Source organism: Bacillus sp. LH1 (assembly GCF_057924895.1).
This window is the reverse complement of sequence record NZ_CM175007.1, coordinates 1,017,751-1,033,278: the sequence shown is the minus strand read 5'-3', so window position 1 is coordinate 1,033,278 and position 15,528 is coordinate 1,017,751. Positions and strand designations below refer to the sequence as shown.

Genomic DNA, 15,528 nt, shown 5'->3' with positions numbered 1-15,528 from the left:
TTTTTCACTCTACTATATCTTCGTCACACCACGTAAACACCACATCTAGAATGCGATTACCGATACGTACGCGTTTATTCCATTTTCCTGTTTGGATCTGATGTTGCAATTCAGCTTTCATCTTTTCCGTCCAGTCGTGAATCGTTTCACTACCGTCGTACGGATATACGCTCGGAAACTCTTTCTGCAGTAGATGCAAGCTCTCTGCATCAAAATGAAAATGGAAGAAGTAGTTTGCTGTAAGCGATGGTTCTTGCAATCGTAAAAAATGATCATCAATTTGCTTTCTATTTCTATAGAAAGTAAAGATATTCACTTTACCGCTAGTAATTTGGTCAATTTGAATTTCGTGCTTCTCTATAATCACGTCTTGTCCACCTCGTTGTATACTATCTTTAGTATATATGTCTTTTGCAACAAAGTTAACCATTTTCGCGCGAAATTCATTTCCTTCATTATAATTCCTGTACCTCCATATGCAATCAGGATAAATAAAAACAAAGTTGAAGGGGAGCGATCACATGTATTTCGGAAGCAAAGGTTGGTATGTAAAAGAACTTAAAAAATTAGGTATCCGTACTTATGAAGGTAAAAAACTAGAATCTTATCGTACGCATGTGTTGTCTAGTTTACTTGAGAGAATGAAGAGAGCTTCGGCTTAATAGAATAGCAAGAAGTAAACCTGAATATTGGTAAATGATAAAAAACACCTCCTAAATTCGCATACTAAGTATGCAAATTAAATGGAGGTGTTTTGATTAGTCTCACTTTTTCAGGGGCGCTTCAGTTTTCATAAAATATTTTTTGTTTCCGCTGAAACGGATACGTTTTAATCTCAGCTGTATCTAAATCTTCATTGAATAAATGAATGGCTATAATTTGTCTACAATCGTAAGTATGGTAATAATATGTTCCAGACTCCATACACATTGCACTTGTATAGATCGTATTATCTAATATACCGTCTTCTGTTATTACTGCCCCCTTAGGAACCTCACAATTCGATAAAATATGAAAAATAGCCGATATCCCCTCTTCTTCGTTCTCTATACTTTGAATGTTTTGTTTGCCATATGCTGCCCGTACAAATCTTGATGGCGGTGTGAAATCTCCAGGAAGTCCCATCGATCCTGAACCTTGGCCAAAAGCACTTAATGGTACATCGCCCCACTCCGTTGGCGCAAATGGCTGCGATTTAAGACCAATATATTGTCTTAAATTTTGTAAATGCCAACTAAACTCCGGACTATTAGTCATCACTCCTATTGGATTGTCATACACTTTTATTCCATCAGCTGTCGGCTCAAGTACAATACATTCTCCCGATTTATCTGCTAAAATCCAATGTAGCGGTGGAGTAACCCCTAAAATTGGTAATGGCACATCTATAAAGGCAATGCTATCAATAGATTTTCTTAATTCTTCAACAGAATTGAACTGCGTGAGGCTCCAAGTCACAAAATCAAATGGTGCTACATTCGTTTTATTGCTATCTACATGACTACTATAAGTAGCGAATCCTGGGAAATAGAGAGTTGCACATGTCATACCAGCTTCATTTACTCCATCTGCCATCATGACCCTTCCTCCAAAATTAATTCCCATTCCGACAACAGCCTTTTTCGTTCGGATTGTTTCACCAGTTATATTGTTCCACTGATAACGCCGAGGAATGATTATTACTTCCTGATTCATATCTAATGTGAAATCCATTGTTCTCGCAAAAAGATGTTGGAAATTTTTAGTTTGTAACGTCAAACTAGTACACATGAAGAAATCTCCCCCATTTCATAGTTATATACACATTTTATAAAATTCTGATAAATACGTAAATTAAAATCTATTTTACTTACCATTGTACAAACCCTATTTATCATTAACAAAATAACCAACCAAACCAAAAATGCTATAATAAACTCAATCAAACTAAGGGGGAACATCTATCTTGCGTGGAAAACACATTCAATTTCATAAGTTTGGCAATCCAAAAGACGTATTACAAGTTGAATATAAAAATATAGAACCACTGAAAGATAATGAAGTTTTCGTCCGTATGCTAGTTAGACCGATTAATCCATCTGACTTAATTCCAATAACCGGAGCGTACGCTCATAGAATTCCGTTACCTAACATACCTGGTTATGAAGGTGTTGGTATTGTAGAAGATGTAGGAGCTTTTGTTTCTAGAGAGCTTATCGGTAAACGTGTGTTACCGTTACGCGGGGAAGGTACTTGGCAAGAATATGTGAAAACATCAGCTGACTTTGTAGTTCCTATTCCTGATTCCATCGATGATTTCACAGCGGCACAAATGTATATTAATCCTCTTACGGCGTGGGTTACATGTACAGAAACGCTAAACTTACAACGTAATGATGTTTTATTAGTGAATGCTTGTGGATCCGCAATTGGTCATCTTTTTGCGCAGTTATCACAAATTTTAAACTTCCGACTCATTGCCGTGACAAGAAATAATAAGCATACAGAGGAGTTACTGCGCCTAGGTGCTGCATATGTAATCGATACTTCCACTACCCCGCTTTATGAAACCGTTATGGAATTAACGAACGGGCTCGGCGCGGATGCTGCAATTGATTCTATCGGGGGACCGGATGGAAATGAATTAGCTTTCTCAGTACATCCAAACGGGCACTTTTTAACGATCGGGCTTCTATCAGGTGTACAAGTTAACTGGGCAGAGATTGTCACGAAAGCAAAAGTGCACGCGAACATATTTCATTTACGACATTGGAATAAAGAAGTGTCACCATATAAATGGCAAGAGACGTTTCGTCATTTAATTCACTTAGTAGAAAATAAGCAATTACGTTTTATGAAAGTACATTCTACATATGACTTAGCGGATGTGAAAACGGCGGTTGATGTTGTGCAATCTGCGGAGAAAACGAAAGGGAAAGTTTTTTTAACGAATTATTAAATTGAGTACATTCAACTATCAATCCATTTAGTAGCATAGAATTTTAAGTAGCTTATGTAATTTAATTAAAAAAGCGAAAGGAGACTCTAACATGTGGTTACTCACGGCAATTGCGCCTGTTTTAATAGTCAGGGGAATTGTAGTATATGTGATTGGTAGCCTTAAACATAAATATAACAACGGTAACTTAGGTAAGAAAAAATCAAAAAACGCTCAAATTTTATTAGACAGTTTAATACCTATGGGAATGCTTGTTGGCTGTATAATCGGTTTAATTTTCGGCATGTTTTTCCCAGATTATTCACTTCTTGCAGTGAGTTTAGGATCTGGAATCGGCTATTTATTGGGGTTTTTCGCCTATGAAATTTATAGCAAGACAGGAAACAACCTCTCATAATCCAAAAAGAATAAGCGGAACAGTACATAGTAGTCATATACAATATGTACTGTCCTTTATTGTTGCATCAACATTATCACCTTACCTTTCGCCTACTATACACCTTTTTTATTGATTTTCCTCTCCTCCACCTTTTGCATATTCGCTTTTTTATTTTCATTGGATCTATATCCAAAGTAAAGTAGCGCACATGTAATAATAGAACCTACAATGTATCCTAAAAAACATCCTAACCAAAACATAGTGTAACCGCCTCCATTCATAATAAATTTTATGTAATATAACTCTTTACATACTCCATCGTTTATTTCTATTAACTATACACTTTCTAAAATTATTCATACCACTCATTCTCTTCGTACCTCAAATAGCAATTTTATTATTTGTCATAAAATTAACACCTTCTTTAAATACAAAAACTTCCATTTACTTGCTTTTTCTTAAGAAATAATATACTACATTTGAAATAAGCGAGCTAGTACATCGGCCCTTCTCTATTTTAACTTTAGTCATAAACAAAAGAAAAATAAAAAACCCCCTCAAAGCATAAACTTCAAGGGGTGAGCCTGTTTTTTATTTACTTATATACGTACAGCTGTACCACTTACAGCAACCATTAACATTCCATCACGAACTACTTCGTAATCTACGTCAACACCAACGATAGCGTTCGCACCTTTTTGTTTTGCAAGTTCTTTCATTTCGTCCATTGCGATATCACGAGCTTCTTTTAGCTTACTTTCATAAGAACCAGCACGACCACCGACAACATCACGAACAGAAGCGAATAAATCGCGGACAATATTTGCACCCATAATAGCTTCACCATTTACAATATCGATATACTCAATAATTTCTTTACCTTGAATTCCAGACGTTGTTGTTACAATCATGACTGACACTCTCCTAATAAGTTGTAGTTTTAATTAGCTTTCTTATGTCTTTATTATGACATGGAACAAACAACTAATCTATTGAATTACCTTACAGGAATGTGACAGTTTTGTAAGAATGAAACGCGCATTATGTTTCATTTTAATAAAGCGCTTTAAAATTAGGATACATAAACGACTCTTTATTTTCTTTCCAGTCCTTTTCTACTTCTTTAAAAGTTGGTCGTCCTAATTCTTTGTTATTTTCATGTTTACGAAACCACTTCTTCACATACTGGTCTCCATTTTTATTTTGAACTGTACAAAGGAAACTATTACTGCTATCCTTTAATATTTTTACAATCACGAAAAGACACCTCTTCCCTTTTAAATAGCATGATAGAACTTGATCTTTTACTATAAGCCCTTCCTCTCTTATAGTCATACGACTCCTCGGCCGCGCCAAATTTGTAAGATCAAAAAACGATATTTACTTTGTTTACATTTTATTTAAAGAAATCAGAGTTATAAGCATGATGCTTATCAAAGATTTTATAGATTTCTAACTTATTATCTAATTTTGCATCTACTAAAATTAATATATTTCCATCGTAAATATATTCTTCATACTTTTTAGCATGTTCTTCTGGAATTCCTAATCCTATAAATGCTCCTATTAAACTTCCAGCTCCTCCGCCAATACCAGCTCCTCCAATAGCTGCTGCGATCGGTCCTGCTGCTACGATTGGACCCATTCCAGAAACGGCAAGTATACCAAGACCTGTTAATAAACCACCGAGTCCGCCTGCTACTCCTCCTGCCACAAGCCCTGTTGCTGAAAAGATATCTGCTTTATGTGCAGTTTCATGATTTACTTTTTCACCCGATTTTTCTTCAAGGTGTTCAATTTCCTTTTGATCTTTCGCAATAGCTGAAATGTTATCTGCTGAGTATCCTTTTTCATTTAATTCATTAATAACGAGTGCCGCATCATCAATTGTTCTAAAAACACCTACTATTTTTCTATCTACATTCATAACTATTAACCTCCTAAAGCTTTATATAATGTATCTTTATTTTTCTTCATTTCTGTATACACTAATCTTCTTATTAACATAACCATTTACGAAAAAAGCGAATAGTAAAAGCACTACAAGTGAACTACTTAACAAGTAAATTAAATCAAATGTTATATTAATCATCATTTCATTCATGTATACCAGGCTCCTTTTTATTTAAAGTAAAAGTATATTTTGATAGACTACTCTACTAAACATAGACATCTTACAATTCATCTTCAGTTAATCTCTTTGTAGTATATGTATACCCTTCCTAACCTTTTCTAAACGTAAAAAACTATAATTATATTTTTTCTTATTTATATGTTTAACATTTTTTTAAACGGGTATGTTTATATTGTTATGCTTACTATATGGAAAGGAATATTACGATGAACGCCATTCACTCTACTACTATTTCTTATAATGAAACACCTACAATAACGCAGATTCATCATTTTTATGCTTTAATGACAACATTTCAAACGAATGTATTTATAAGTAAACACGGAACACTTACTTCTATTAAAAACTTAAGCACTCTAGTATCCTTTTTCCTTACTGTAAAAAAGAGAGATCTTGTATTATTTATTTTTGAAGGAATAGATGCAAAAAGAGCTTTAAGAACACTCTTCCCTTCTTAGAATGTTTGTTATCCTCTATTCCCTCGTTTACTACCTTTCATATATGTTTTTATATTTCAAAATGATTTCCTCTATTAAAAAAGAACCCCCTAATACAATAGGGGGATTTCTAGTTTGACCTTATGAAAACTGATATAATATATATTACGTTTTTCATTCTTTAAAATAGAAAAGTTTTAATAACCTTGAAGGTAGGAATTTTTAATGAACTCGAAAGCAAAATTTAGTATTCGCTACAAAATTATGGCTGGTTATTTAGTTATCATTTTGTTCTTACTTGTTTCTTTCATTATGTTAAACAATGAGATTTCCAGCTTACAAAAATCTCGTAATTTTATTATTGATCACGATTTTAAAGTTCTCAATTTAACGAATCAAGTGGAGAAAGAGTTACTAACAATTGAAAATAAAGCGAAAGGGTTTATCATTTCTAATAACCCTACTTACGTGCAATCCCTTAACTCTGCGGAAAAGGATTACGAAAAACATTATCAAGATCTTTTTGCTTTATTAGAGGATAATCCCTCTCAGCAAGAAAAATTAAAACAGATTAACGAAAACATTACTAGTTGGATTAATAAAGAGATTCACCCACTCATTGCAAATAATAATAGTAATAATGTACAAACAATCGACACGACTCAAATTCAGTCATTACAATCACAGCTAACTAACTTCCGTAACACTGAGGAGCAACTAACGAAAAAAAGAGCTGCACAATTAGATACTGAAAATAATAAATTAGAGATTTGGTTATACAGTTTATTGTTCTTACTTTCTTGTATTTCTATTATCGTTTCACTCTATATTTCGAATGCCATTACAAAAACGATTAAAAATGTAATTCAAGCTATTAAATCCATTTCTTCTAAAGAAAAAATTACGGAAAGAATTCATGTAAATACACATGATGAAATAAAAGATCTTGCTCATACAACAAATCACCTACTAGACGAAATATCAAAAAGAGAGTGGTTACAAACGGAGCTTGCAGAATTAATTTTAATGTATCAAGGTGTATCTTCTATTGAGATGTTAGGTAAAAAAATTCTTAGTGGCATTATACAAAAAACGCAAACTTCTTGCGGTGCATTTTATGTACGTGAAGAATATGAAGAAACTGTCTACTATGTGAAAAAAGCTTCTTTCGCCGATCAAGGTGCTGATATTGGAAAACAATCCATTAAAATGGGTGAAGGTTTCATTGGACAGTCTGCTTTAGAAAAGAAAAGTTTTATTCTGAGGGACATACCTGAAGAGTTTCGTTACGTTACTACTGGATTATTAGAAATACGTCCTAAAAATATACTAGTCATCCCTGTCTTATTTGAAGATGAAGTGATTGCAGTAATGGAGTTAGTAAGTGTAACTGAGATTTCAGATTTACATCAAGATTTAATTCACCAAACTGTTGATAATTTAGGTTTAACAATCCATAGTATTATGGGACGTATGCGAATTCAAACTCTTTTACATGAATCACAAGCAATGACAGAAGAGTTGCAAGTTCAATCAGAAGAATTGCAAACACAAGCGGAAGAACTACAAATGCAAGCCGAAGAATTACGAACAACGAATGAACAATTAGAGTCTAGAACTGAAGAGGCTGAGCAGAAGACAGCTGACTTACAAATTACTAAGTTAGAATTAGAAGAAAAAGCAAGCGAGTTGTTACGTAGCTCAAAATACAAATCAGAATTCCTAGCAAATATGTCACATGAATTACGCACACCATTAAATAGTATTTTACTATTATCTGAAATGTTAAGAGAAAATCATGATAACAATTTATCCGACGATGAGATTGAATTAGCAACTGTCATTCATTCATCAGGGAAAGACTTACTTACTTTAATTAATGACATACTAGATTTATCTAAAGTAGAAGCAGGCAAACTAGACATCATTTTTGAGGCAACGAACATAAGTGACATGGCAGCCAATATGCATCAAAACTTTTTACATATAGCTGCACAAAAAAATGTCGAATTTACTATTGAGGACAGTGATACGATTCCTGATCTGTTTTATACAGATGCAAAACGGATTGAGCAAATTATTAAAAACTTATTATCCAATGCATTTAAATTCACAGAAAAAGGATCCGTTTCTTTACATTTTGATTCGATAGAAACAACCAATTTAAGTCATGATATGCAGTCTATCAGTAAAGATTGGATTACAATTTCAGTAAAAGATACTGGTATTGGTATCGCTAAAGAACAGCATCAACTTATTTTCGAAGCCTTTCAACAGGCAGATGGAGCAACGATTCGAAAGTATGGTGGTACAGGATTAGGTTTATCTATTTGTAAAGAGTTTGCGAGATTATTAGGTGGTTGGATTACGTTAGAGAGTAATGTAGGAGAAGGTAGTACTTTCACGGTATATATTCCTAACCTTCCAAATGGATTACATGATATACAGTTATCCAATTTAGAAGTCGCAGCAACGATAGAAGATGTTATTCCTGCTGAAGTTGTTGAAGAAACTATCGTTACTCCAGAAACAAATAACGTCTTCCAAGAGAAAAACATTTTAATTGTCGATGATGATCATCGAAATATATTTGCGTTACAAAATGCATTAAAAAAACAAAATGCCAACATTATTACTGCCCAAAACGGCATAGAGTGTTTAGAAATACTAAAAAGCAATACAAATATTGACCTTATTTTAATGGATATTATGATGCCGAATATGGACGGTTATGAAACGATGGAAAATATCCGAATGAACTTAGGGTTACATGAAATACCTATTATCGCATTAACTGCTAAAGCAATGCCAAATGATAAGGAAAAATGTTTATCTGCTGGCGCTTCAGATTATATAAGTAAACCATTAAATCTACATCAACTCTATTCGGTAATGAGTGTATGGTTAATAAAATAAGTGAGGTTTAGTTGGAGTGGAAAATAAGTATTATAATTTTGATCCATCAGTAGATACGGATGAGCGCACAAACTTAGAAATTGAATTACTATTGGAAGCGGTATTTAAACTATCAGGATTTGATTTTCGCCAATATGCTCGCACATCTATTTATAGAAGGATTTGTAATCGAATGCAGCTCTCTAATATCCCAACCATTTCAAAATTAATTGAAAAAGTAATTCACGAGGAAGGGGTTTTAGAACAGTTATTAAATGATTTCTCAATTAATGTAACTGAGATGTTCCGTAATCCTGCCTTTTTTAAAGCGCTTAGAGAGCATGTTATTCCTGAATTAAAAAAGCATCCTGAAATTAGAATTTGGCATGCTGGATGCGCAACTGGTGAAGAAGTATTATCAATGTCCATATTACTTCACGAAGAAGGATTAAGTGAAAAGTCGATTATTTACGCAACAGATATGAATACAAATGTGTTAGAAAAAGCAAAACAAGCTATCCTCCCGTTAAATAAAATGCAAACTTATACGAAAAACTATTTACAAGCTGGCGGTACACAAGCATTTTCTAACTATTATTCAACAGATAATCGTTTTGCTTATTTTAATCCATCACTTTTACAAAACATTATTTTTGCACAGCATAATTTAGTAACCGATCAATCTTTTAACGAGTTTCATATTATACTTTGTCGTAACGTCTTAATTTACTTTACAAGTAAACTTCAAAATCAAGTGCAGCAACTATTTTATGAAAGTTTAAGTCACAATGGATTTCTATGTTTAGGAAATAAAGAAACTCTTCGTTTTTCAAATATAATGCCGCATTATACCCAATTTAATCCTAGCGAACAAATTTATCAAAAAATACAATAAAAAGCGTATGAAATCCTCTGTTTGGATTTCATACGCTTTTTATTTCGCATTCGTTTGTATCATAATGAGACACATATCATCTGATTGCGCTTTCTTTTGTTCTTCCTTGTAAAACCCTTCTATCTCGCCTTCTAAATCTCCCCATTTTCTTTCTGTAAAAGTACGTAATTTCTCTTCAGCCTCAAATTCATCATTTGCAATTGCTTCAAGAACACCATCTGTAAACAATAATATTTGAGCGTTCTTCTCAAAAGGTATAACTGTCTTTTTAACTTTTATTTCATCAAAAAATCCTACGGCACAACTCCCGCGATCTAGTTCAACTACATTTGTTTCATCAACTAAAACATATCCAGAAGGATGCCCTGCATTTACATATTCAACTGTTCTATCTTCTGTATTAACAACTAAGTATATCGCCGTAAAATAATAAGGAATATTGTCATTTTCATTATGTAAAAGGGTCATATATTTATTTAATTCTTTAATAACGAGTTCTGGATCAATTAAACATTTAATTGTTTCACGTAATACAGACGAAATAAACATACAAACTAATGAAGCAGATACACCATGTCCCATCACATCTAATAATATAATACCGTAGCGATTTTCATCGATTTTATACCAATAATACATATCTCCAGCTAGTTTAAATGAAGGTAAGTAACTTGCTTCAATTTTTATATGATCTTCTCTTAATGGGCTACTTAATAAGTTTCTTTGTACTTGCGTAGCTAAATCTAGTTCATTCCGAAGATTTTCTTCTTGTTCTTTATGCCAATTTAATTCTGATTTCAAGCGTAACGCTACACGCATACGTGCTAATAGTTCAACTTTATTTATAGGTTTCGTAATATAATCCATTGCCCCCATATCAAGAGCTTCGGCCAATTTATTTGCATCCTCTAAAGCTGTAACAAAAATAATAGGGATATCTTTAAACTTCTCCTCTTTTTGTAATCGTCTACAAACTTCAAGTCCATCAATTTCAGGCATCATAATATCTAATAATATTAAATCAATTTCATTATGCCTGGAAGAATCTTTTCCAAAATGTATGTATTCGAAGAGCTCTTGTGCAGAATTGAGTGATACAAGATCATGATATCCGGCTTGTTTTAAAATCTTCTCAATTACAAATATGTTAACCGGATTATCATCAACAATTAAAATGGACACAAGTTATTTCCCCTTTTCTTATTTAAAATGTAAATCTATTATCATTTTCTATTTTTCTAGTATTACATACTCAGTTACAAAATGAAAATTTCTTACTCAAACATATTTATACAACAAAAGAACAAACCCCTAGAAATAGGAATTTGTTCTTTCACTCTATAAATTTCTACTTTTAATTTAACACCATTGCTTTATCATTTAAAAGACGATCTAATTCTTCCATATGATTTGTTTCATCGGCAATCATATCTTCTAGTTTTACAACTAACTCTGTCATATTTAATTTCGCTGCCTGTTCTTTTCTCGTTTCATAACGCTTAATTGTTTCATATTCTGATTGTCTAGCGGATTCTAACATTTCTCTAACGTCTTCTACTTGTTTCACTCGTAAAGGGATCGTAGTGGGGGTACCACCTAGCGTCTTAATTTTCTCCGCTAAATATAGGGCATGTCCTTGTTCATCACTAATTTCAGATTCAAAGAAAGGTTTTAACACTTGTCTATATATACCAGAAACTGTAGCTGCATTATGGTTATACATAATAATTGCTGCGTATTCTCCTGCTAAATCTTCATTCAATCCTTCGATTAGTTCTTTCACATCGTGTGACATTTTCATATCTCCTCCTATACTTAATAAGTACCCCTTTTCTCATGTTTTAAACATCATTATTTTAAATTTTTTATGTATCTAAAAATGCGGCTTGCTTCAATTTACTTATCGCTTGTCTTTTAATACGAGAAACGTGCATTTGTGAAATACCTAACCGTTCCCCTGTATCTTTTTGATTTAAATTTTCTCTAAATATATAATGAATAACACTCTTTTCCGTATCATTTAATACGTTAAAAATATCCTTTAAAACGAGACGCCTTTCTGTTTCTTCATATCCTTGCTCTACTTCACCTACAGATTCAATTCTCGCTACCGAACTTCCATCAGATGAATTTTCAACTACATCATCTAAGGAAGATACTCGATAATTATTTTTCGCATCCATAATCTCTAGAACTTCCTCTTCCGATAGTCCTAAATGATTTGCAATTTCTATTATCTTCGGTGAACGTTGCAGATGATCTGTTAACTCCTCTATCGCAAGTTTAATTTTTCCGCCTAAATCTTTAATTCGCCTTGGAACGTGAATGCCCCAAGTTTTATCACGTAAATACTTCTTTATTTCGCCTACTATTGTAGGTATTGCAAAAGGCTCAAAGGCATTCCCTATCGAATAATCATACCTTCTTATTGCGCCTAAGAGCCCTAACATGCCTACTTGTATAATATCCTCATGCATCGGTCCGCCTTTTGAATAGCGATATGCAATGGAATAGACAAGATTTTTATAATGCTCAACTAACCTTTCCTGCGCTTCATCACATTGGTTTTGTTGGAAGTCTGCAATTAGTTTAATAACGTCTTCTTTAGTAAGATTCGTAGGTTGAGATTGGATTTCCATCATTCTCCACCTGCTCTCTTTGTATATATTTTGTCATTAAAACTGTCATGCCCTCATCATGCATGATTTGTATATCATCCATTAACGTATTAATTAAATATAAACCTAAACCATTTTCCGGCAAATGTTCTACTGGTTTACTAATATCATACGGACCAACTTTCCTTTTTAAGTTATTAAAATCAAAGCTAACCCCATTATCCGCAACCATAATTTCTAATCGGTTTTCATATAGTCCAAAGACAATTGCAATTTCTCCAACGTCTTCTTTATATGCATGTTGTACAATATTTGTACATGCTTCACTAATAGCAATTTTCATATCTTCTATATCGTCATAAGCAAAGCCCATTCGATTCGCAACACCAGCCATTGTTAAACGAATAATAGCCACATATTCTGCCTTTGCAGGAATTTTCATTTCTATCTTTTCAAATCTCTCCATCATCCCTAGTCACCTTCTTTCTACTTTTTCAAAATCAGAATTCAAATTTAATATTTCCGTTAATCCTGTAATATCGAATAATCTTTTTAATCTTTTAGATACACCGATAAACTCTAGTTTCCCATCATTTTTCTTAACCGCTTTTAATAGCGCTATAAAAACACCTAAACCGGTGCTATCCATATAATCTACGTTATGAAAATCTACTATAATATGAACCTCTTTTTCGCTTGTAATAGGCATAATCTTATTTTTTAAATCTGATGCCGTATATGCATCAATTTCACCATTAAGTTGTACCGTATAACCTACATCATTTTGCAAAATATTTATTGCCAAATTCATCATTTCCGCCCCCTTATCTCGAACTACTACTATGTTAATTACCCATAAAAATTAGTTTTAAACATATTTTTTTATTTTTATTATAAATAAAGTGAAACTTTAATCAGTGGGGGTTTTCTTCATCCCCCACTGATTATTAGTTGAACCAATCGGACTTTTATGGGCAGTTGATCCCCCACCTAATTTCTTTGCTCTGCTAAATTTTGAGGTGGGGGTCTTACTGCCCGTTAAAGCGGGATAAATTTTCTACACCTTTCTCAGCTTAACACGTAAAAAATACTACCAAATGTTTAAACCTTATAAATTTGTGTATATATAATCTATAAACATTATTTTTAGGGGGATCTATCTATGGAAGAGCACAGCTTTAAAAAGGGAGATTTTGTTCAATTTTCTTATCGACACGATCATGCTACAAAATTAGTTGGTTCCATTATTAATATACTAACGAATACAATTGTAGTGGATATAGGTAATAACGAGGACTTATCTCATATAGAACCAAGGCAGGTCGTAAGAATAAATAATTGTGAAAAAGTAACGACGGTTTAATACATAATAAAAAGTGTAATTTCAATGAGTGGGGGCCTTCATCCCCCGCTTATTCCTATGTAGATTACATTAAAAAAAGCATCCAAATTAGTTTAATTGGATGCTTTTTTATGTATATTTATCACTCTATTAACCTTATAGCTATATATAAAAAACTTAAGATTACTATTCATGATCATACTTACGCTTTCCGCAGCATTCTAGAGAAAAATGTTACGATTAAAATAAAGACGATTGCACCTAATAACGCTGGAAGAACAAAGATGCCTCCCCATTCAGGACCCCAATGACCAAATAATGCACTACCTACCCAAGATCCGATTAATCCGGCAATTACATTACCAACTATACCTAAAGGAAAGTCTTTTCCCGTAATCATTCCAGCTAACGCACCAATAAGTCCACCTACAATACACGTAATAATAAGTCCCACAATTAACCCTCCTATATTCGTTTTATATTGTATTTATCAAGCTTTGGTATGTAACCAAAGCTTGATAAACATGTATTATTCTTTATTATCCAACCCATCACTTATCTTTTGTTTCACTTTTCCGACTTTTTCTTTTATCGTTCCCTTCGTCTTGTCCCACTTCCCTTCATTTTTCAACTTTCTATCTTCTGTAACTTCACCAATTCCTTCTTTTACTTGTCCCTTTGCCTTTTCCACTTTACCAGTAATTTGTTCTTTTAGTCCGCTCTCACTCATATTTCCCATCTCCTTTTCGTAATAGATTTATAGATTTACAGGATACAAATTTAAATAGAATACATGCATCTTCTTTCGTGTAACCATTCACCGACTCTTTCTAAATCTTTAACGAATAACAAGATCTTCCCTTCATCTAGCTTTTCTTCGTAGAAGTTTGCTTCTTCCTCATTAAGCCCTAACTCCTGCATCTTATTTCTTAACTGATCTCCCGTTTTTTGAAAGACATTAATAATGCTTGTCCCAAGTCCTTCCTCTTTTATTCCAATCGTGTTCACGTCTGCATTATCTGCGATTCTATCTGTCCTCTCTTTCTCATGTGTTAACACGTAAATATCTTTTTGTTCTATTCCTTTCTTCACTAGATCATTCGCCGCATTCATGACCTCTTTCTCCGTAATAAATTCATATACAAAAGGTTTACTATACTTCGTTTCCATCTTTAACTTCCTCCTTTAAAATGAATTATTTGTTATATTATATGTAGTACACCTATTTTCGAAATGTTAAACATAAAATATGAAAAAAATTATGTGAATTTTAATTTTAATAGAAAATGAACAACATCATTTACCACTTTAAAACATCTTCCCCTTACAATAACTACCTAAATTGACAGAAAATCGTTATAATTAATCTTAAGGAGGGATACTATGAAAAAAATCATATCTATATGCGCACTAACCGCTCTATCTTTCACTTTAATAGGTTGTACAAGCACCTCGGCTACAGATAAAGCTTCACAAGTTAAGCAAGAACATGCACAATATACCTTTCAATTAAACTCCGCAAATATTTCAGACATTGAAATACTGAAAACAACAAATCATACTACTTCCAAATCTCAAACAGATAACGAAGAAATGATACAATCTATCGTTTCAGCAGTTCAAAATGGAACACCTACAACAATTACTTTAGATCAAAAAAAGAGAGAATCTGCACATTCTACTATTACCGTTACATATAAAGATGACTCCAAAGAAGAGTTTCTTGTTTGGGTTGATAATAAGGAACAAATTACAATTGCTAAAGATGAGAAGAAAGATAAGGTAGAAGGTGTGATAGTAAATATTAAAGATGCTAAAATGATGAAGGATTTCTTTTAAAATTCTAGTTAACGTTAAAAAAAGAGTAGGATTACACCCTACTCTTTTGTT

The 15,528-nt window shown here is 33.0% G+C and carries 23 protein-coding genes; 8 read left to right on the top strand and 15 right to left on the bottom strand.

The window, feature by feature from the left end; genetic code table 11:
- Window positions 1-4: 4 nt before the first annotated feature.
- A complete protein-coding gene (locus ACX9TM_RS05445; protein ID WP_000582785.1) occupies window positions 5-367 on the bottom strand; it encodes a hypothetical protein in 363 nt (120 codons plus the stop codon).
- A 154-nt stretch (window positions 368-521) separates the two neighbouring features.
- Between ACX9TM_RS05445 and ACX9TM_RS05440 the strand changes: the two genes are divergently transcribed.
- Complete coding sequence (locus ACX9TM_RS05440; protein ID WP_000273537.1) at window positions 522-662, top strand: YflJ family protein; 141 nt, start codon at window positions 522-524, stop codon at window positions 660-662.
- A 121-nt stretch (window positions 663-783) separates the two neighbouring features.
- On the opposite strand, the gene bsh is transcribed toward ACX9TM_RS05440, so the two are convergent.
- Window positions 784-1,770 carry a choloylglycine hydrolase gene (gene bsh, locus ACX9TM_RS05435; RefSeq protein ID WP_000337599.1) on the bottom strand — a complete coding sequence of 329 codons (987 nt, stop codon included), beginning with the start codon at window positions 1,768-1,770 and terminating at the stop codon, window positions 784-786.
- A 175-nt stretch (window positions 1,771-1,945) separates the two neighbouring features.
- Here bsh and ACX9TM_RS05430 point away from each other — a divergent pair, with 175 nt between their 5' ends.
- Together ACX9TM_RS05430 and ACX9TM_RS05425 are read left to right on the top strand one after the other, a co-directional pair.
- Window positions 1,946-2,938 (top strand): zinc-dependent alcohol dehydrogenase family protein, encoded by a 993-nt coding sequence (locus ACX9TM_RS05430; RefSeq protein WP_065381832.1) that lies wholly within the window; start codon window positions 1,946-1,948, stop codon window positions 2,936-2,938.
- Window positions 2,939-3,029: 91 nt separating this feature from the next.
- On the top strand, window positions 3,030-3,335 hold the full coding sequence (locus tag ACX9TM_RS05425) for a hypothetical protein (protein WP_016125609.1): 306 nt from the start codon (window positions 3,030-3,032) through the stop codon (window positions 3,333-3,335).
- Between the two features lie 95 nt (window positions 3,336-3,430).
- Here the strand turns inward: ACX9TM_RS05425 and ACX9TM_RS05420 are convergent, their stop codons facing one another.
- From ACX9TM_RS05420 to ACX9TM_RS05400, 5 genes are all read right to left on the bottom strand, one after another.
- Window positions 3,431-3,577: a hypothetical protein gene (locus ACX9TM_RS05420; protein WP_000498629.1), complete on the bottom strand. Its 147-nt coding sequence runs from the start codon at window positions 3,575-3,577 to the stop codon at window positions 3,431-3,433.
- Window positions 3,578-3,916: 339 nt separating this feature from the next.
- Window positions 3,917-4,228: a YbjQ family protein gene (locus tag ACX9TM_RS05415; RefSeq protein ID WP_000637511.1), complete on the bottom strand. Its 312-nt coding sequence runs from the start codon at window positions 4,226-4,228 to the stop codon at window positions 3,917-3,919.
- Window positions 4,229-4,370: 142 nt separating this feature from the next.
- Window positions 4,371-4,574, bottom strand: coding sequence for a DUF4028 family protein (locus tag ACX9TM_RS05410; RefSeq protein ID WP_031312203.1), 204 nt, complete (start codon window positions 4,572-4,574; stop codon window positions 4,371-4,373).
- A gap of 139 nt (window positions 4,575-4,713) precedes the next feature.
- Entirely contained in the window at window positions 4,714-5,244 is a 531-nt protein-coding gene (locus tag ACX9TM_RS05405; protein WP_001100098.1) for a general stress protein, read from the bottom strand.
- A 36-nt stretch (window positions 5,245-5,280) separates the two neighbouring features.
- Window positions 5,281-5,421 (bottom strand): hypothetical protein, encoded by a 141-nt coding sequence (locus ACX9TM_RS05400; protein WP_001004571.1) that lies wholly within the window; start codon window positions 5,419-5,421, stop codon window positions 5,281-5,283.
- Window positions 5,422-5,657: 236 nt separating this feature from the next.
- On the opposite strand from ACX9TM_RS05400, the gene ACX9TM_RS05395 reads away from it, so the two are divergent.
- The 3 genes from ACX9TM_RS05395 to ACX9TM_RS05385 all read left to right on the top strand — a co-directional run bounded on the left by ACX9TM_RS05395 (window position 5,658) and on the right by ACX9TM_RS05385 (window position 9,678).
- The gene (locus ACX9TM_RS05395) at window positions 5,658-5,909 is read left to right on the top strand and encodes a hypothetical protein (protein ID WP_000991357.1); all 252 of its coding nucleotides are present in this window, start codon (window positions 5,658-5,660) and stop codon (window positions 5,907-5,909) included.
- A gap of 204 nt (window positions 5,910-6,113) precedes the next feature.
- Entirely contained in the window at window positions 6,114-8,804 is a 2,691-nt protein-coding gene (locus tag ACX9TM_RS05390) for an ATP-binding protein (protein WP_065381831.1), read from the top strand.
- 16 nt (window positions 8,805-8,820) lie between these two features.
- Window positions 8,821-9,678, top strand: a complete 858-nt coding sequence (locus ACX9TM_RS05385; RefSeq protein ID WP_065381830.1) for a CheR family methyltransferase — start codon at window positions 8,821-8,823, stop codon at window positions 9,676-9,678.
- 39 nt (window positions 9,679-9,717) lie between these two features.
- Here ACX9TM_RS05385 and ACX9TM_RS05380 read toward each other — a convergent pair whose 3' ends face one another.
- The 5 genes from ACX9TM_RS05380 to rsbV form a co-directional block, all read right to left on the bottom strand.
- A complete protein-coding gene (locus ACX9TM_RS05380; RefSeq protein WP_000025503.1) occupies window positions 9,718-10,860 on the bottom strand; it encodes a fused response regulator/phosphatase in 1,143 nt (380 codons plus the stop codon).
- Between the two features lie 172 nt (window positions 10,861-11,032).
- Window positions 11,033-11,473 carry a ferritin-like domain-containing protein gene (locus ACX9TM_RS05375; protein WP_065381971.1) on the bottom strand — a complete coding sequence of 147 codons (441 nt, stop codon included), beginning with the start codon at window positions 11,471-11,473 and terminating at the stop codon, window positions 11,033-11,035.
- A gap of 70 nt (window positions 11,474-11,543) precedes the next feature.
- Complete coding sequence (gene sigB, locus ACX9TM_RS05370) at window positions 11,544-12,320, bottom strand: RNA polymerase sigma factor SigB (protein ID WP_033665951.1); 777 nt, start codon at window positions 12,318-12,320, stop codon at window positions 11,544-11,546.
- A complete protein-coding gene (gene rsbW, locus ACX9TM_RS05365) occupies window positions 12,283-12,765 on the bottom strand; it encodes an anti-sigma B factor RsbW (RefSeq protein ID WP_000970576.1) in 483 nt (160 codons plus the stop codon). Before rsbW ends, sigB begins: the two co-directional genes overlap by 38 nt.
- 6 nt (window positions 12,766-12,771) lie before the next feature.
- Complete coding sequence (gene rsbV / locus ACX9TM_RS05360; RefSeq protein ID WP_065381972.1) at window positions 12,772-13,110, bottom strand: anti sigma b factor antagonist RsbV; 339 nt, start codon at window positions 13,108-13,110, stop codon at window positions 12,772-12,774.
- A 348-nt stretch (window positions 13,111-13,458) separates the two neighbouring features.
- Here rsbV and ACX9TM_RS05355 point away from each other — a divergent pair, with 348 nt between their 5' ends.
- Window positions 13,459-13,659: a hypothetical protein gene (locus ACX9TM_RS05355; RefSeq protein WP_000391017.1), complete on the top strand. Its 201-nt coding sequence runs from the start codon at window positions 13,459-13,461 to the stop codon at window positions 13,657-13,659.
- Between the two features lie 181 nt (window positions 13,660-13,840).
- Here ACX9TM_RS05355 and ACX9TM_RS05350 read toward each other — a convergent pair whose 3' ends face one another.
- From ACX9TM_RS05350 to ACX9TM_RS05340, 3 genes are all read right to left on the bottom strand, one after another.
- A complete protein-coding gene (locus tag ACX9TM_RS05350; protein WP_000522903.1) occupies window positions 13,841-14,092 on the bottom strand; it encodes a GlsB/YeaQ/YmgE family stress response membrane protein in 252 nt (83 codons plus the stop codon).
- A gap of 75 nt (window positions 14,093-14,167) precedes the next feature.
- Entirely contained in the window at window positions 14,168-14,368 is a 201-nt protein-coding gene (locus tag ACX9TM_RS05345; RefSeq protein ID WP_000004257.1) for a CsbD family protein, read from the bottom strand.
- Between the two features lie 50 nt (window positions 14,369-14,418).
- On the bottom strand, window positions 14,419-14,808 hold the full coding sequence (locus tag ACX9TM_RS05340; RefSeq protein WP_016125605.1) for a YflT domain-containing protein: 390 nt from the start codon (window positions 14,806-14,808) through the stop codon (window positions 14,419-14,421).
- Between the two features lie 213 nt (window positions 14,809-15,021).
- On the opposite strand from ACX9TM_RS05340, the gene ACX9TM_RS05335 reads away from it, so the two are divergent.
- Window positions 15,022-15,477, top strand: a complete 456-nt coding sequence (locus ACX9TM_RS05335; protein ID WP_000720856.1) for a hypothetical protein — start codon at window positions 15,022-15,024, stop codon at window positions 15,475-15,477.
- Window positions 15,478-15,528: the final 51 nt, after the last annotated feature.

Coding starts and splice junctions, on each gene's coding strand:
- ACX9TM_RS05440 (WP_000273537.1), top strand. CDS start 522: ATGTATTTCGGAAGCAAAGGTTGGTATGTAAAAGAACTTAAAAAATTA.
- bsh (WP_000337599.1), bottom strand. CDS start 1,770: ATGTGTACTAGTTTGACGTTACAAACTAAAAATTTCCAACATCTTTTT.
- ACX9TM_RS05425 (WP_016125609.1), top strand. CDS start 3,030: ATGTGGTTACTCACGGCAATTGCGCCTGTTTTAATAGTCAGGGGAATT.
- ACX9TM_RS05420 (WP_000498629.1), bottom strand. CDS start 3,577: ATGTTTTGGTTAGGATGTTTTTTAGGATACATTGTAGGTTCTATTATT.
- ACX9TM_RS05415 (WP_000637511.1), bottom strand. CDS start 4,228: ATGATTGTAACAACAACGTCTGGAATTCAAGGTAAAGAAATTATTGAG.
- ACX9TM_RS05405 (WP_001100098.1), bottom strand. CDS start 5,244: ATGAATGTAGATAGAAAAATAGTAGGTGTTTTTAGAACAATTGATGAT.
- ACX9TM_RS05400 (WP_001004571.1), bottom strand. CDS start 5,421: ATGAATGAAATGATGATTAATATAACATTTGATTTAATTTACTTGTTA.
- ACX9TM_RS05395 (WP_000991357.1), top strand. CDS start 5,658: ATGAACGCCATTCACTCTACTACTATTTCTTATAATGAAACACCTACA.
- ACX9TM_RS05390 (WP_065381831.1), top strand. CDS start 6,114: ATGAACTCGAAAGCAAAATTTAGTATTCGCTACAAAATTATGGCTGGT.
- ACX9TM_RS05375 (WP_065381971.1), bottom strand. CDS start 11,473: ATGTCACACGATGTGAAAGAACTAATCGAAGGATTGAATGAAGATTTA.
- sigB (WP_033665951.1), bottom strand. CDS start 12,320: ATGATGGAAATCCAATCTCAACCTACGAATCTTACTAAAGAAGACGTT.
- rsbW (WP_000970576.1), bottom strand. CDS start 12,765: ATGATGGAGAGATTTGAAAAGATAGAAATGAAAATTCCTGCAAAGGCA.
- rsbV (WP_065381972.1), bottom strand. CDS start 13,110: ATGATGAATTTGGCAATAAATATTTTGCAAAATGATGTAGGTTATACG.
- ACX9TM_RS05355 (WP_000391017.1), top strand. CDS start 13,459: ATGGAAGAGCACAGCTTTAAAAAGGGAGATTTTGTTCAATTTTCTTAT.
- ACX9TM_RS05345 (WP_000004257.1), bottom strand. CDS start 14,368: ATGAGTGAGAGCGGACTAAAAGAACAAATTACTGGTAAAGTGGAAAAG.
- ACX9TM_RS05340 (WP_016125605.1), bottom strand. CDS start 14,808: ATGGAAACGAAGTATAGTAAACCTTTTGTATATGAATTTATTACGGAG.
- ACX9TM_RS05335 (WP_000720856.1), top strand. CDS start 15,022: ATGAAAAAAATCATATCTATATGCGCACTAACCGCTCTATCTTTCACT.